Annotated in this window: 11 protein-coding genes; 5 read left to right on the plus strand and 6 right to left on the minus strand. The window is 66.8% G+C overall.

Features of this window, described 5'->3' with window-relative positions:
• Positions 1 to 146 precede the first annotated feature (146 nt).
• Together E5A74_RS06585 and E5A74_RS06590 are read left to right on the plus strand one after the other, a co-directional pair.
• Entirely contained in the window at positions 147 to 3,098 is a 2,952-nt protein-coding gene (locus E5A74_RS06585; protein WP_240699699.1) for a TonB-dependent receptor, read from the plus strand.
• A gap of 273 nt (positions 3,099 to 3,371) precedes the next feature.
• Complete coding sequence (locus E5A74_RS06590) at positions 3,372 to 6,071, plus strand: TonB-dependent receptor (RefSeq protein ID WP_166745678.1); 2,700 nt, start codon at positions 3,372 to 3,374, stop codon at positions 6,069 to 6,071.
• Positions 6,072 to 6,131: 60 nt separating this feature from the next.
• Here the strand turns inward: E5A74_RS06590 and E5A74_RS06595 are convergent, their stop codons facing one another.
• The 5 genes from E5A74_RS06595 to E5A74_RS06615 form a co-directional block, all read right to left on the minus strand.
• Complete coding sequence (locus tag E5A74_RS06595; RefSeq protein WP_240699700.1) at positions 6,132 to 7,640, minus strand: glycoside hydrolase family 27 protein; 1,509 nt, start codon at positions 7,638 to 7,640, stop codon at positions 6,132 to 6,134.
• Positions 7,641 to 7,687: 47 nt separating this feature from the next.
• Positions 7,688 to 9,103, minus strand: a complete 1,416-nt coding sequence (locus E5A74_RS06600) for an amino acid permease (RefSeq protein WP_135983467.1) — start codon at positions 9,101 to 9,103, stop codon at positions 7,688 to 7,690.
• A gap of 28 nt (positions 9,104 to 9,131) precedes the next feature.
• A complete protein-coding gene (locus tag E5A74_RS06605; RefSeq protein WP_135983468.1) occupies positions 9,132 to 9,782 on the minus strand; it encodes a GntR family transcriptional regulator in 651 nt (216 codons plus the stop codon).
• A gap of 61 nt (positions 9,783 to 9,843) precedes the next feature.
• Complete coding sequence (locus tag E5A74_RS06610) at positions 9,844 to 10,842, minus strand: 4-hydroxyproline epimerase (protein ID WP_135983469.1); 999 nt, start codon at positions 10,840 to 10,842, stop codon at positions 9,844 to 9,846.
• Positions 10,843 to 10,848: 6 nt separating this feature from the next.
• On the minus strand, positions 10,849 to 11,763 hold the full coding sequence (locus E5A74_RS06615) for a dihydrodipicolinate synthase family protein (RefSeq protein WP_135983470.1): 915 nt from the start codon (positions 11,761 to 11,763) through the stop codon (positions 10,849 to 10,851).
• 88 nt (positions 11,764 to 11,851) lie between these two features.
• On the opposite strand from E5A74_RS06615, the gene E5A74_RS06620 reads away from it, so the two are divergent.
• The 3 genes from E5A74_RS06620 to E5A74_RS06630 are packed head-to-tail and all read left to right on the plus strand — an operon-like array spanning position 11,852 to position 15,101.
• A complete protein-coding gene (locus E5A74_RS06620) occupies positions 11,852 to 13,063 on the plus strand; it encodes an NAD(P)/FAD-dependent oxidoreductase (protein WP_338111814.1) in 1,212 nt (403 codons plus the stop codon).
• A complete protein-coding gene (locus tag E5A74_RS06625; protein ID WP_135983472.1) occupies positions 13,060 to 14,238 on the plus strand; it encodes a M24 family metallopeptidase in 1,179 nt (392 codons plus the stop codon). The genes E5A74_RS06620 and E5A74_RS06625 overlap by 4 nt, the downstream gene beginning before the upstream one ends.
• Positions 14,235 to 15,101, plus strand: a complete 867-nt coding sequence (locus tag E5A74_RS06630) for a glycoside hydrolase (RefSeq protein ID WP_240699701.1) — start codon at positions 14,235 to 14,237, stop codon at positions 15,099 to 15,101. The genes E5A74_RS06625 and E5A74_RS06630 overlap by 4 nt, the downstream gene beginning before the upstream one ends.
• 4 nt (positions 15,102 to 15,105) lie before the next feature.
• Here E5A74_RS06630 and E5A74_RS06635 read toward each other — a convergent pair whose 3' ends face one another.
• Positions 15,106 to 16,662 carry a family 43 glycosylhydrolase gene (locus tag E5A74_RS06635; protein ID WP_135983473.1) on the minus strand — a complete coding sequence of 519 codons (1,557 nt, stop codon included), beginning with the start codon at positions 16,660 to 16,662 and terminating at the stop codon, positions 15,106 to 15,108.
• Position 16,663 lies beyond the last annotated feature (1 nt).

Consider the following 16,663-nt stretch of genomic DNA (forward strand, 5'->3'; position numbering starts at 1 on the left):
CCCGCAGAGCTGCCATATCGTCTGCGCCGGGCTCCGACGCGCAGAAGTCGCACTTCATCGCGGCACCATGATCGTATAATATATTTGACATACGATATTCGCTGTGGTGCTGTTCTGGCATTGCCAGCAACAGATCGGAAACGCGCATGTCGAAATATGCCTGTGCCAGCAGTTCATTCGCGCTCGGTGTGATGCTGAGCGCGCTCATCGCCTCGAGCGCCTCTGCGCAGGTGGCGGAACCGGGCGCCCAGGAAGCGTCGGCGCAGACCCCGGGCGAGGATGAAGCCATCGTCGTCACCGGCACGCGCATCCGCCGCCCCGATCTGCAGAGCAACAGCCCGATCACCGTCGTCGGCAGCGAAGAGATCCGTTTCCAGGGCGCGACCGCGGTCGAAGGCGTGCTCAATCGCCTGCCGCAATTCACTGCAGACGCGAACGACAATGTGTCGAATGGTTCGGACGGCACCGCGAACATCAACCTGCGCAATCTCGGCTCGAACCGCGTGCTGACGCTGATCAACGGCCAGCGCATGCTGCCGTCGCAGGCGATCGACATCAATTTCGTGCCCTCTGCGTTGATCGAGCGCATCGACGTCGTCACCGGCGGTGCCTCTGCGGTCTACGGCTCCGACGCGCTGTCAGGCGTCGTCAACTTCATCCTGCGCGACCATCTCGACGGCATACGGATCGACGCGCAGGCGGGGTTCGCGCAGCACGGCAACAACAATCGCGATGTCCGCAGCATCATCGCCGCGCAGGGTTATGCCGTTCCCGCCCGCGGCGTCGTCGACGGCGGCAAGCAGGACATCAACATCGCGCTGGGGAAGAATTTCGCGGGCGGCCGCGGCAACATCACCCTTTATGGCGGCTATCGTCACGCTGATCCCGTGCTGCAGGCCAACCGCGACGTCTCGGCCTGCGCGCTACAGGCCGCGGATGCCACCGGCACCCGGCTCAATTGCGGCGGCTCGAGCAACACGCCCTATGGCAGCTTCACGCCGCTGGGCGGCCCCAACCAGGGTATCGGGCTGACCAATGCGAAGGACGGCTCCAGGACCTGGGTGCCGTATGACAGCAGCTTCGCCTATAATTACGCGCCGACAAACTATTTTCAGCGCTCCGATGAGCGCTACACCGGGGGCGCCTTCGCCAAGTTCGAAATCGTCCCAGCCGCCGAAGCCTATGGCAGCTTCATGTACATGAAGGACCACACCTTCTCGCAGGCAGCGCCATCGGCATTGTTCCTCGGCACACCGTTCACGCTGCCGTGCAACCAACCGCTGATGAGCGCGAGCCAGTTGGCGGCCTTGTGCGGCGCCGCCGCGGGCACCAGCGCGACGCAGGATACGCTGATCGGCTATCGCCTCGGCGGCAACGGCACCCTGCCCCGCCGCGACGACCTGCGACACGAGGATTTCCGCTACACCGCGGGCCTGCGCGGCGATCTCGGCCACGGCTTCAGCTATGATGCCGCCTTCGTCCATTCGCTCGTGCGGTTCGACGAGACCTATATGAACAATGTCGACAACGAGAAGGCGCAGCGCGCGCTCGACGTCGTCAGCGTCGGCGGCGTTCCCACTTGCCGTTCGGTGATCGACGGCACCGATCCGGCCTGTACTCCGATCAACGTCTTCCAGGCGAACGGCCTCACCGGCGAGCAGGCAGCCTATCTTTACACGCCGAGCAACACCGCCTCGCGCAACACCCAGACGATCTTCAACCTCAGCGTCAGCGGCGACCTCGGCACGTTCGGCATCCGCAGCCCGTGGGCAGAAAGCGGCGTGGCGATCGTGGTCGGCGCCGAGCACCGCAAGGAAACGCTGCGCTATACCGCGGACGACATCGCCGAGCAGGGCGGCGCCGCCGACTCTGACGGCAAGATCTCGGTCACCGAAGGCTTTGGCGAAATCGAGATCCCCATTCTCCAGAACCTGCCCTTCGCGCATGCGCTGACGCTGAACGGCGGCATGCGCTACTCGTCATACCGCAACGAGCAGGAATCGACCGGCCTCGGCTCGAAATACACTGCTTTCACCTACAAGGGCGAAGTCACCTGGGCGCCGATCCGCGACGTCCGGTTGCGCGCGAGCTACAACCGCGCGATCCGCGCACCGAACATCGGCGAACTGTTCGGCGCGCAGACGATCGGCAATGTCGCGGCGCAGGACCCCTGCTCCGGCACAACGCCGGCGGCCTCGGCCGCGATCTGCGGGCTGACCGGCGTCAGCGCCGCGCAATATGGCCATATCATCGAATGCCCGTCGGACGTCTGCTCGGCGCAGGGCGGCGGCAATCCGGCACTCCGGCCGGAAAAGGGCGACACCTGGACGGTCGGGCTGGTGGTGACTCCCAAGATGGTCCCCGGCCTGTCGTTCTCGGTCGACTATTACAACATCAAGGTGAAGAACTACATCTCCACCGTCGATCCCTCGCTGACGATCAGTCAGTGCGTCGCGACCAGCGATCCCTATTATTGCGGCCTGTTCCGGCGCGATCCACGTTCGGGGGCGCTGTTCGGCACCGACGGCTACATCATCTCGACGACGCTCAACACCGGCTTCCTCAAGACCTCCGGCATCGATGTCACCGCCGACTATTCGCTGCCGATGGGCGCGCTCGGCAAGCTCGACTTCAATCTCGTCGGCACGTGGCTCAACGAACAGGTCTCGGAGCCGCTGCCGGGTCTCGGCACCTATGATTGCAAGGGCCTGTACGGCTACACCTGCGGCCAGCCTTCGCCGACTTGGCGCCACGTCCTGCGCACCACTTGGCAGGTTCCGGGCGACGCCTCGCTGTCGATGGCGTGGCGCTATCTCGGCGGCACCGAGCTCTCGAGCCTGTCGACCAATCCGTTCCTTGCCGGCACCCCCAGCGTCGTCAACGCGAAGATCCCCGCCTATAGCTATTTCGACCTCACGGCGGCGATCTCGGTAACCGACCAGTTCCAGTTCCGCGCCGGCGTCAACAACCTGCTCGACAAGGACCCGCCGGCGATCGCGGCAGGGATCCTCTCGGCGTTCGGCAACGGCAATACCTATCCCGGCGTCTACGATCCGCTCGGCCGGACCGTCTTCTTCGGAGTGTCGGTCAACTTCTGATCGAATGCGCCAGCCGCTGCGGCTGGCGCTGCCCTTTCTGCCCCTCACGTCGCCCCGGCATTGCCGGGGCGATTTGCGTTTGGCGACGCAGAATCCCGCGGCTCGCGGCGTGTTTCAGGCTCTTGACAGTCGTGTCGGTCTTTATATGGTATACATTATATAGTATAGGTAAAAACCAGGGTCAGGGGAGACACGAACATGCGGAGACGTCCAGACACTCGAATTGCATTCATCATCAAAGTTGCCGCGCTCGCCACGGTTTCGGCAGGCGCATTGACCGCAAGCCACGCGCTGGCGCAGGAAGTGCCGCAAGCCGATAGCCAAGCCGCGAGCGAGACCAGCGAGGCCAGCCAGGATCGCGCGGCGGACGTTGTCGTCGTCGGCATCCGCGGCAGCATCGACACCGCCAACGCCAAGAAGCGGAACGCCAAGCAAATCGTCGACTCGGTGGTCTCCGAGGACGTCGGCAAGCTCCCCGACAACAACGTTCCCGAGGCGCTTTCGCGCGTCACCGGCGTGCAGATCGATCGCGCGCGCGGCCAGGGCCAGGGCGTCACGATCCGCGGCATGTCCGAGATCCAGACCACGATTAACGGCAACCAGACCAATCTCGGCGACGGCCGAGCGCTCGATCTCGCCGACATCCCGGCCGAGCTGCTCAAGTCGGTCGACGTCTACAAGACGCGCTCGGCCGATCAGGTCGAGGGCGGCATCGCCGGCACCGTCAATGTCGAGCTTCGCCGTCCGCTCGATCTCAAAAAGGGCCTGACCGTCGCGGGCAGCGTGCGCGGCTCATACGACGACGTGGCCGAGAAGATCAGCCCCTATGCCAGCCTGCTCGTCGGCGAGCGCTTCGACACGGGCATCGGCGAGATCGGCTTCCTGCTCAACGGCTCGTGGACCAAGACCTTCTATCGCGAGACCTATATCGAGAGCGAGTCACCCGACATCGTTTGCTGTCCGGGCGATCCCAACTCGCCCAACGCCGGCCTGCCCGCGCAGTACAAGGACATCGTGCTGCCGTATCGCGCGCAATATGGCCAGGAATTCGGCCATGTGACGCGCCCCTCGCTGAACGCCGTGCTGCAATGGCGTCCCAGCGATCGCCTCGATTTCGTGTTCGAGGGTGGCTATATCGGCTCGCGCGAGAAGCGCTCGGTCAACAAGCTGTACGCGCTCAACCGCGAATGGAATTCGACCTACAGCAACATTCAGCTGATGCCCGACGGGCAGACGGTCAAATCGATCACCGTCTCGAACCCCAACGGCGTGCCGGCGGGAATCGATTCCCTCTACAACTCGTTCCACTCCGATCTCTACACCAGCAATTTCGAAGTGCACTGGCACGGCGACGGCGTGCAGATCAATTCGACCGCGCAATACAACAAGAGCAACAGCGGCAACTATTTCGTCGAGCAGATCATCCGGCCGGTCGGCCTGACATCGATGACCGTCGACTTCGATTCGGATCGCTATTCCGGCGGCGTCCCGTCGATCACCTTCAACGGTGTCGATATGAGCAACGTCAACAACTACGGAGTCGAGCGCTTCCAGGACAATCGCGGCGGTGCCGACAATGAGGAGTTCGCCGCGCAGACCGACATCACCGTCGACCTGACCCGCGAAGGCTTGCTGCGCACGTTCCAGTTCGGCGCGCGCTACAACCAGCGCATCACCAACCGCTGGTACGGCTATCGCGACGGCTTCCCGCGCGTGAATGGCACCTTCGCCCCGCTCACCCAGTTCCCCGGTGGCTCGCAGGCGGCGCTGAGCGGCGTGACGCTCGGCGGCGACACCACCGAATGGTACAGCATCCCGGGGCCGGTGGTGCTCGACAATATCGACGCGATCCGCGCCTATATCCAAGCGACCGATCCGGGCAACGCCACGCGCTTCGCCAGCCAATATCCGCCCAGCGACCGCGGCCAGACCTTCGGCTCGCACGAATATAGCTTCGCCGCCTATGGCCAGTTCAACTACGGCTTCGACATCGGCTTCCCGGTCGATGGCCTGTTCGGCGTACGCTACGTCAACACCTGGGGCGACTCGAGCAGCTTCTCCTATCGCCTCGTCAACGGTGCCGAGGTGGTCGAGCAATCGAACGGCCGCGGCAATTATGTCGATCTGCTGCCCACCGCGACGGCGATCCTGCACTTCACGCCCAAGGCCCAACTCCGCCTGTCGTACAGCAGCAACGTCCAGCGCCCGAGCTTCTACGACATGCGCCCCTTCTACTGGGTCGATCCCAACGCGGCCAATCCGGTGGTCTATGCGGGCAATCCCAATCTCAAGGCGCAGCGCGAGCATGCCTTCGATGCCAGCGCCGAATATTATTTCGGCCGCGGCGGCGCGGTGACGCTGGCCGGCTATTACAAAAAAGCGTCGAACTATTTCTACTATGACCGCCAGGATGTCCCGATCGGCGGGCTGACCGAATATGGCGTCGATCCTGCCAAGAGCGGCTTCATCGAGCAGCTGCGCAACGCCGGCGGCGGGACCTTTGTCGGCATCGAAGGCTCGGCGCAGACCTTCTTCGATTTCCTGCCAGGCATGTGGAAGAATTTCGGTGTCAGCCTCAACGCCAGCCATATCTTCAAGGCGCGCGTAGAATGGCCGTACCCGGAAGATTTCCCCGGCGCATTCGACGCGCTCAATGCGTCCAAATGGACGGTCAATGCGGCGCTGTTCTACGACACCCCGCAGTTCAGCGCGCGCGTGGCGTACAACTATCGCTCGCCCTACCGGCTGTTCATCTGGACCGCGCGTCCCGAATATTCGTTCTACAACGACGAGACCCAGCGCCTCGACGCCGCGATCAACTTCACGCCGTTCAAGTTCGTGACGCTTTCGCTCGAGGGTACGAACCTGCTCGGCAACAACACCTATCGCTATTTCGGACAAGACAATCTGCTGCCGCTCGGCGTGCGCCTACAGGCGCGCACCATCCAGGCCAGCGCCCGGTTCCGCTTCTAGGACCCAGCCTTTTCCCCGACTGGGGCGGACCGCGAGAGCGGCCCGCCCCTTTTCTTTGGGCTATTTGCCTTCGACCCGCAGCATCACCGCGCCGTGCGCCGGCACGTCGAAGGTCAGCGCATCCGCGCCAACCGCCTGCCCGCGCCACAGATCCCGTGCCGAGCGGATCGCGCCGAACCCCGCATCGGCCGCGCGCGCCTCGATCTTCGCGTTCGTCTCGCCGCGGTTGAACAGCGCCAGCGCCACCGCACCGTCGGCGAGCGGCTTGGCCCAGATCTCGAGCGCGCCGTCCTTGCGCACTGCCTTGCCCTGCACGCCCTTCGCGTCCTGATCGACCGCGATCACCTCGCGGTTCTCGAGCAGCCGCAAGATCGCGGGCGGGGTCAGGCGCAGATCATGCCCCATCAGCAGCGGCGCGGCGGACAGCGCCCATAGCGTCATGTGCGTCGTGTATTCCGCGTCGGACATGCCGCCATTGCCGAGTTCGAGCATGTCGGGATCGTTGAAGCCGTTCGGGCCGGTATGCCCGGGCTTGCCGTTCTTCTCGAAGCCGATCCGCGCCATCGTCGCATAATCGTCGGTGATGTCGCCTGTCGTCCGCCAGAGATGTCCGCCCACCTCGCGACCCCAGCTCCCGACGTCGAACCGGCCATATTCGCACAGCGAATAGACGAACGGGCGCCCCGTCGCCTGCAGCGCCGCGCCCATCTCGGCATAGCTGCGCTTCACCGTATCTGCGTCGGCATAGAAATATTCGCCCGAACACAGATCATATTTGAGATAGTCGACGCCCCAGTCAGCAAAGGTCTGCGCGTCCTGCCGAACATGGCCATAGCTGCCCTCGAACCCGGCGCAGGTGCGCGGCCCGGGCGAGCTGTAGATGCCGAGTTTGAGCCCCTTCGAATGGACGTAATCGGCGAGTGCCTTCATGTCGGGGAAGCTGGCGTTGGGCCGGATCTGCCCGTCGGGCCCACGCGTCCCCTGCCAGCCATCGTCGATGTTGACATAGACATAGCCGGCATCACGCAGGCCGGTGGCGACCATCGCGTCGGCCATCGCGCGGATCGTCTTGTCGTCGATCTTGTCGGCGAACTTGTTCCAGCTGCTCCACCCCATCGGTGGTGTCGGCGCCAGCGGCACCTGCGCGACCGGCGCCCAGGCCGGGAGCGTCTGGAAGCGGAAGGCCCGCGCCTCGGCATCGCGGGCCGATCCGCGATGCCCGCCGGCATCGATCTTCGACTCCCATAGCTGCCCCTCCAGCCGCACGCCCGCGGCCGTGCGCCGCACGGTCCAGGTCCGGGTGGGGTTGGCGCGGTCGTTGAGATTGCGCACCTCGAAGGTGAGCACGCCATCCTCGACCCGGGCATTCTGCATCGTCACCGGCCCGTACCACTTCGTGGTCACCGCCCCGGTGATGCGCGCGCCGTCGCTCGCCACCTGCAACATGGTCACGCCTGGATTGGGGCCGGCATGATCGAACAGCCAGACCCCGTCGAAGCGGGTCTGGGCGAGCGCCGCTCCCGGGGTGAGCGATGTGGTCAGGACGAGCGCGGTCAGCAGGTGTCGCACAGGGCTACTCCTTGGTTCGGGTTTAGCAGTGAAAAATCAACGCGGCGTCAGACGGGCAGCGCCTGCCCCTTCACTTCGCTGTGCCGCCAGCCATAGGCGAAATAGACCGCCAGCCCGATCGCGTTCCAGACGAGGAAGCGCAGGATCGTCGAGCTGGGCAGGCTGAACAGCAGATAGAGGCAACCGAAGATCGCGAGCGTCCCGACGACATAGGGCGCGGGGCAGCGGAACAGCCGCGGGGCGTCGGGCGCACGCTTGCGCAGCACCATCAGGCAGGCGCCGACCGCGATGAAGGCGAGCAGCGTCCCGGCATTGGCGAGCTCGGCAATCTCGTCGAGGCGGAAAAAGCCCGCGACCGCGGCGATGACCACACCCGTGATCAGGGTGATCAGCGTCGGCGCGCCGGTGCGCGGGCTCACCTTGGCGAGGCTCCGGGGCAGCAGCCCGTCGCGCGCCATCACGAAGAAGATCCGGCTCTGCCCGTACATCATCACGAGGATCACCGAGGGCAGCGCGACCACCGCGGCGAGCGCGATCAGATGCCCCGCCACCGGCTGTCCGAGCGTGCGCAGCACCAGCGCCAGCGGCTCGGGCGAGTTGGCGAGCTGCTGATACGGCAAGGCGCCGACCGCGGCGATCGCCACCGCCATGTAGATCAGCGTGCAGACCAGCATCGAGCCGACGATGCCGATGGTCAGATCACGGCCCGGACGCTTGGCTTCCTCGGCCGAGGTCGCGACCGCGTCGAACCCGTAAAAGGCGAAGAATACGATCGCAGCGGCCGCCATCACCCCGCGCTTCTCGCCACCCGTCTCCACCGAGCCGAAGCCATAGGGCATGAAGGGGTGGAGGTTGTCCGCGTTGAACGCGGGAAGCGCGAAGGAGACGAACACCGCCAGCGCCACCAGCTTGATGATCACCAGCACGATGTTGAGCGTCGCGCTCTCGCGCGTGCCGGCGACGAGCATCCCCATCACCCCGAGCGCGACGACCACCGCGGGCAGGTTGATGATCCCGCCGGCATGCGGGCCGACCAGCAGCATCGCCGGCAGATGCACGCCGGCGGCCTGCAGCCATCCCACCAGATAGCCCGACCAGCCGACCGCCACGGTCGAGCAGGCGAGCGAATATTCGAGGACGAGGCTCCAGCCGACCACCCAGGCGATCTTCTCGCCGAGCGCGGCATAGCTGAAGGTATAGGCGCTGCCGGCCGCGGGGATCATCGTCGCGAGCTCGGCATAGGCGAGCGCAGCGCAGGCGCACACCGCGCCGGCGATCGCGAAGGCGAGGATCACCGCCGGCCCCGCGCGTTCGGCGCCGACGCCGGTCAGCGTGTAGATGCCGGTACCGACGATCGCGCCCACGCCCAGCGCGATCAGATGCGGCCAACTCAAGGTCTTGGCGAGTGCATGGCCCTCCGCGTGCTTCGTGACTGAATCGAGCGATTTGCGCGGACCGAACATGCAGTTTCCCCCCTGAACGTACGGGCGACTAGGTCGCCGAACCGAATTGCTGTTTCAGATCGTCCAGCGTGCCCTGGATGTGCTGGGTGAGCAGCGCCGTCAGCTTGCCGCCGTCGCGCGCGAGCCACGCGTCGAGCAAATCCTGATGCTCGGTATGCGCGCGCGATTCGCGCCCCGCCGGCTGGAGATGCGCGACGACGTAGCGCTCCGAGAGGATCGACAGGCGCTCGACCAGCTGGGTGGTCAGCAGCCGCCCGCCGGGGCGGACCAGCGCGGTGTGGAAGTCGCGATTGCGCACCGCCACTTCGGCGAGATTGCTGGTCGCGGCGCCGTCGAGACGGTGGAACGCCTCGATCGCGGCGGTGCGGTCCGCCTCGCTCGCCCGCTCGGCGGCATAGACCGCGGCGGGCGGCTCGATCGCGAGCCGGAGCACGTAGATCTCGTCCACCTGCCCCATCGACATCGGTTGGACGAAATAGCCGCGATTGGCGTGGCTGGTCAGCAATCCTTCCTGCTCGAGCCGCGCCAGCGCCTCGCGCAGCGGGATCTTGCTGACGCCGAGCTCGGTGGCCAGCGCATCCTGGCGGATCGGCAAATTGTCCGGCAGTCGTCCGGTCACGATCTGCTCGCGCACGATCTCGAAGACTCGATCGGCAAGCGTGCGTACGACGATGCTCATGATCGCCTCTCCTTGCTGTGGGAGCGCCTCTGTTCGAACGAACGGCGCGGAAGCCAAACCATTACTTGACCAAAAACCCTTCCCAGAAAGGATCAGCCCGATCAATCCAGATCGTGTTGAAGCCGGTTGCGATTGCGGAACCCTCGATCGAGGGAATGATGGCCGATTGGTCGCCGAGGCGGGTCTCCGCCTCGACGCGGCCGATGAAACGGCTGCCGATATAGCTTTCGTGGACGAAGCGATCGCCTACCGCCAGCCTGCCCGAAGCGGCCAGATGCGCCAGCCGCGCGGACGTCCCCGTGCCGCACGGGCTGCGGTCGATCGCCTTGTCGCCATAGAAGACCGCGTTGCGCCCGTCCGCCCCGTCGCCGCGCGGCGCATCCGCCCACAGCACATGGCTGACGCCACGGATGGTCGGGTCGAGCGGATGGACCGGCTCGAACTTCGCGCGCACCGCCGCGCGGATCCGCGCGCTGAGATCGATCAGCCGCGACGCGCCGAGATCGTCGAGCCCGGTATAGCCACCCTGCGGCTCGATGATCGCGTAATAATTGCCGCCATAGGCGACGTCGATCGACAGCGGTCCGAGCCCGTCGACCTCGACTTCGATCCCGCGCGCCGCGACATAGGAGGGCACATTGGTGATGCGCACCGAAGTGACCTTCTCGCCCTCACGGGCATAGGCGATCTCGATCACTCCCGCCGGCACTTCGACCCGTAGCTTGCCTGGCTCCGCGGGCTGGATCAGCCCATGTTCGAGCCCGAAGGTGACGATCCCGATCGTGCCGTGGCCGCACATCGGCAGGCACCCCGAGGTCTCGATGAACAGGATGCCGACATCGGCATCGGCGCGCGTCGGGGGATAGAGAAAGCCGCCCGACATCATGTCGTGCCCGCGCGGCTCGAAGCACAGGCCCGTCCGGATCCAGTCGAAGCGCGTCAGGAAATCCTGCCGCCTTTCCGACATCGACGCGCCCTTGAGCAGCGGCGCCCCGCCGGCGACCAGCCGGACCGGATTGCCGGCCGTGTGGCCGTCGATGCAGAAAAAGGTGTGGCGCATCCGGGGTCAGGCGGCCTGCGCGGCGGTCAGCGTCGGCCGGGTCGCCGCCGCCTTCTCGACCATGGCGATCACTTCGGCGCGACGCGCGCCTTCGAGCGGATAGCGCGGCGGCAGCACGCGCTCGGAGCCGCGGCCCATCACCTGCTCGGCGAGCTTGATCGACTGGACGAGGTCATGCTCGGCATCGAGATGGAGCAGCGGCATGAACCAGCGATAGATCTCCAGCGCCTTGGCATAGTCGCCGCGCTCGAACGCCGCGACGAGCTCGACCGACTCCTTCGGAAACGCATTGGTGAGGCCCGAAACCCAGCCCTGCGCACCGAGGAACAGCCCCTCCAGCGCGACGTCGTCGAGCCCGGCGAACAGCACGTACCGATCGCCAAACGCATTGCGGAAATCGGTGAAGCGCCGCGTATCGGGCGCCGATTCCTTGACCGCGACGATGTTCTTCACCGGCTGGAGCGCCTCGAGCACTTCATTGTCGATCACCGAGCGATAGGCGGGCGGATTGTTGTAGAGCATGATCGGCAACCCGGTCTGGTCCGCCACGCCCTTGAAATGCGCGACCATCTCGTGCGGCTTGGGCACATAGACCATCGGCGGCAGTACCATCAGCCCGTCGGCGCCCGCCTTTTCGGCTGCCTGGGCATAGCGAACGGCGCGGCGCGTGTCATATTCGGAGACGCCGGTGATCACGGGGACACGGCCATCGACCACTTCGACGATCGCGGAGAGCACGCTGACCTTCTCACCGAAATCGAGCGAGTTGTTCTCGCCCACGGTCCCGAGCGCGATCACCCCGGTGACGCCGTCGCGGATGAGATCGTCCACCACTCGCTGGGTGTCGCTCAGATCGATCGAGAGATCGTCTCTCAGCTGAGTGGTCACCGCCGGAAATACGCCCTTCCAACCGATCGTCATCTGGTACCCCGTTCTTGAAGTCGAATAACGTATACGATATAGAATTTTGCGTTGCAATAGAGGATAGTCGGTGAGCCGGATTACGATTGTGGGCGGTGGGGTGATAGGCCTGAGTTGCGCGTCCGCGCTGCTGCGCGCCGGGCATCGGGTGACTGTTCTGGAGGCGTCCCCGATCCGGGACGCGGCGTCGTGGGGCAATGCCGGGCATATCGCGACGGAACAGGTCGCGCCGCTCGCCTCGCCCGCCAGCCTGCGATCGGCATGGGGTCGGCGTTTCGCCGTGGGCGGCGCGCTCGATTTGCCGCTGCACGCGATCGGCACGTGGCTCCCGTTCGCCCTGCGCTTCGTCGCAGCCGCCCGGCCCCACCGCTTCCGCGCCGGAAGCAGCGCGTTGCGGGCACTCCTCGCCGAGGCGCTGCCGGCCTGGCAACGCACCCCCTGGGCCGGGCAATATCTCCGAACCGCAGGGCATTTCGTCCTGTGGGAGGATGCCGGCAAGGCGGCTGCCGGCGCGGCGGCATGGCGCACGGCGGATATCGGCACCGCCCGGATCGACGACGTCGACGCCGGAGAGATCGCCAGACTGCAAGCGCTGACGAGCGCCCCGATCGCGGGCGCCCTGCACTTCACCGGCACTGGTCAGATCGCCGATCTCGACCAGCTTGCCGCCGCGATGGAGCGCGACATCGTCGCGCAGGGCGGCGCGATCGTGCGCGAGACCGGCACGATGACCTTCGCGCATGGCGAGGCGCAGGTGCCCGGGCACGAGGCCGATCTGGTGCTGGTCGCGGCCGGCGTCCGCAGCAAGCAACTGGTGGAAGCTGCGGGCCATCGCGCGCCGATCCTCGCCGAGCGCGGTTATCATATCCGCGCCGCCGCCGATCGCTGGCCACAGGACCTCCCGCCGATCGTGTTCGAGGATCGGTCGATGATCGTCACACGCTATGCCGACAGCGTGCAGGCCGCGAGCTTCGTCGAGCTGGCGAGCCCCGATGCCCCGCCCGATCCGCGCAAATGGCGGCGGCTCGAGCGCCATGTCGCCGAGCTCGGCCTGCCGATGGGCGCGCCGTTCACCCGCTGGATGGGCGCACGCCCCACCCTTCCCGACTATCTCCCCGCGATCGGCCGCTCGCGCCGCGCGGCCAATCTGCTCTACGCCTTCGGGCATCAGCATCTCGGGCTGACGCTCGCTCCGATCACCGCCGAGCTCGTCGCGGCCTTGGCGAAGGACACCCACACCCCCATCGATCTCGCCCCGTTCGACCTCGAGCGTTTCGGCGGCAAAGGAGGAATTGCATGACCATCGGCGGCTCGACCATCGCGGCGGAACTCGCCGGGCTGGAGCAATGGCATTCGCCCGCTCCCCGGATCGGCCGGGAGGAGCGCGATGCGCGTCTGTCGCGGGCACGCGAACGGCTCGCCGCGATCGGCGCCGATGCCTTGCTCGTCAACGCCGGCGCCAGCCTGCGCTATTTCACCGGCGTGGCATGGTCGCCGACCGAGCGGCTGGTGGCGATGCTGCTTCCCCGCAACGGCCGGCCGCAGATCGTCTGCCCCGCCTTCGAACGCGGATCGCTCGAGGCCGAGCTCGCGATCGACGCCGATCTGCTGCTCTGGGAAGAGGATGAGAGCCCCGTCGCCCTGGTCGCCGACGCGCTCGCCCCGGGTGCGGTGCTCGCGCTCGATCCGCTCCTGCCCTTCCATTGGTCCGAGCCGCTGCGGGCGTCGTTCCGCCCGGTCTCGGCCGCGCCGGTGATCGATGCCCTGCGCATGATCAAATCCGCCGCCGAGCTTGCCTTGATGCGGCAGGCCAAGCAGATGACGCTCGAGGTTCATCGGCGGGCGGCGCGCATCCTCGCGCCGGGAATCCGCGCCAGCACGGTCAAGCGCTTCATCGACGACGCGCACCGGGCGCTCGGCGCCGCGGGCTCGACCTTCTGCGCAGTCCAGTTCGGCACCGCCACGGCCTTTCCGCACGGTCTGCCCGGCGATCAGCAGCTCGGGGAAGGCGAACTCGTGCTGATCGACACCGGCTGCACGATCGACGGCTATCATTCTGACATCACCCGCACCTATGCGTTCGGCGCGGTCGGCGACGAGATCCGCGCGACATGGGATCTGGAGAAGGAGGCGCAGGCCGCCGCTTTCGCCGCCTGTCGTCCCGGCGAGCCCTGTGAGAGCGTCGACCACGCCGCGCGCAGAGTGCTCGAAAAGGCCGGGCTAGGGCCCGACTATCATCTGCCCGGCCTGCCCCACCGCACCGGCCACGGCATCGGCCTCGCGATCCACGAACCCGCCTATCTCGTCCGCGGCGACCGCACGCTGCTGGCTCCGGGCATGTGCTTCTCGAACGAGCCGATGATCGTCGTCCCCGATCGCTACGGCATCCGGCTGGAAGACCATATGCACGTGACCGAGGACGGCGCGGCATGGTTCACCGAGCCGCAGCATTCGCTCGATCGGCCCTTCGCATGAAGCGCGCCACCGCGTTGCTGCTCGGCGCGCTGACGCTGGCCTCTTGCGCCGCGCGGGTCGGCCCGCCGCCGCCGGTGCTCAAGCTCGATCCGTTCTACGCCAAGTCGCTCGATGCCGGCGGCATTCCGATCTCGGCCTCCGGCGCGGTGCCCGACAAGGCGCTGCGCGCCGCCCGGATGCTGATCGTCGAGATGCTCGCGCGCCGGCCCGATTTGCGGCGCACGCTGGTCGCGGCCGGGCAGCGGGTGATGGTGATGGGCGTCGACGAGCAGACGCTCGACGTCCCCGAGCAGCGCGACTGGAAGAAGCCGGCGATCGACGATCCGCGGCTCACCATCTGCGAGCGCAAACTCTATGACGAGCGGATCGGCAGGTTCACCGACCGCGAATATTGGGGCCGCCGCGCCCGCGGCATGGGCGGGCTGCTGACCAGCGCCGCGACCGAGAACCTGCTCGGCGTGCCGGACACGCGTTATTATGGCGAGACGATCCTGATCCACGAATTCTCGCACGCGATCCTCGACGCGGTGCAGACCGCCGATCCCGCGCTCTACGCGCAGGTCGAGGCGGCCTATGCCGCAGCCGCCGCGAAGGGGCTCTGGGCCGGCGAATATGGCGCGACCACGATCCAGGAATATTGGGCCGAGGGCACCCAATTCTGGTTCAACTCGAACAAGCTCGCGGTGATCGACGGCGTCCGCGTGCTTTCCGATGCCGACCTCGCCCGCCACGATCCCGCGCTCGCCGCGGTGCTCCGCGCGGTCTATGGCGAGCGTCACCGGCTGCGAGGCGATCCGTTCTACATGCACCCTGCGCGCGTGCCGGCCGGTCCGCTCCCGAAGAGCACGGCCGAGAGGTGCTGACTGGCTAGTGCGTCTCGCAGGCCGCAGGCGGTCGCGTGGGTGCGGGCGCGGGCCGCCGCGGTGCAGGCGCCAGCACCTCCCACTCCTGCACGCCCACCCCGGCATGGGTTCCGCCCGCCTGCGACGCATCGAACACCGCGCGCAGGCAGCGCGTCGTCACCGGCGCGAACCGGACCTGCTGAAACGCCGCCGGCGCGGTGCCATAGCCGCTCGCCCCGGTAACCGGCTTCCAGCCGCCGTCCCAATATTCGAGGTGCCATGCGGCCGGCGGCGCGACGCCGATCCCCGAACCCGCCGGCTGATCGGCGAAGAACCAGATTCGCGATCCGTCGATCGTCATCGGCTTGGCCCAGCGATATTCGACCCACGGCCGCGCCGGATTGGCGCCGGTCCACGTCCCCCACATCTCGGGCGGCAACGGATTGGCGCGCACCTTGCCGTCGTTGAGCGCGGCGATCCAATATTGCACCGGCACCCTGTTCGACGACGCCGGCCAGCCCGAACCCGCGACGTTGCGGGTGGCCGCCGGCGCCGGCTGCGGCGCGCGCGTCGGCACCACCGGCCGGATCGCGGCGGGCGAGACGCTGTCGTCCCACTGCATCTCGTCGATCGCGACGCTGCGGCGGAAATGCCCGCCGCCCGCGGCATCGGCGGTGTGGTACGCCATGTACCATTTGCCTTTGAATTCGACGGCCCCGGCGTGCGAAGTCGTCGACGACACGGGCCTGAGTGCGACCCCGCGATAGGTCCATGGCCCCAGTGGCGAAGTCGCGGTGCCCCACGCCTGGCACGCATGGTACACCGCCGGCGTGCACGGGCTGTCCGGTCCGGCATTGTTGCCGGCATAGAGCATGTAGTAGACGCCCTTGCGCTTGAGGATCCACGGCGCCTCGAAGAAGCCGGTCAGCCCCTCGATCCGCTTCTGCTCGCCCTTGGGCGTGATCATGTCGCGTTCGAGCTCCATGCCGCGCAGCTGGCCGAACGTGCCCCAATAGATGAAGACCCGGCCATCCTCGTCGAGCAGCACGGTGGGGTCGATGTTCTGGATATCGTTCGCCACCGGCAGCTTCTGCGAGAGGATCGGGCCCGACGGATGGGCATCCTTCCACGGCCCGCGCACGCTGTCCGCCACCGCCACCCCGATCGCGAACCGGTCCTTCGCGTCGCTGTTCTTCTCGAGCACCGGGGCGTAGAAATAGAAGCGCCCGTCCGTCCCTTTGACGATCTGCCCGGCATAGGCCCGCGCCGGCTCGGCCCAGGCGAAGACGTTCTCCGGCCGGATGAAGCCGGGGGTATGCCGCCACTTGCGCGACGCCGGATCGCGCGTCGCCAGCAGCTGCCATTCGGGCATGATGAAGTCGTTGACCTCGGGATCGGCCATGTCACGCCCGGTGAGGATGTAGAGCGTGTCGCCGTCGACCAGCGGCGCCGGATCGGTGGTGTAATAGCGCCCGTCGGCAAGGATCGGATTGCCCTTGGCGACTACGGCCTCCCCCGCCCCTTGGGCGCAGGTAGCGCCCGGCAGCGCCAGCAGCGCCGCGAAACCCATCCCTCGCGTCATC

This window comes from Sphingomonas naasensis (genome assembly GCF_004792695.1).
Taxonomy (GTDB): Bacteria; Pseudomonadota; Alphaproteobacteria; order Sphingomonadales; family Sphingomonadaceae; genus Sphingomonas; species Sphingomonas naasensis.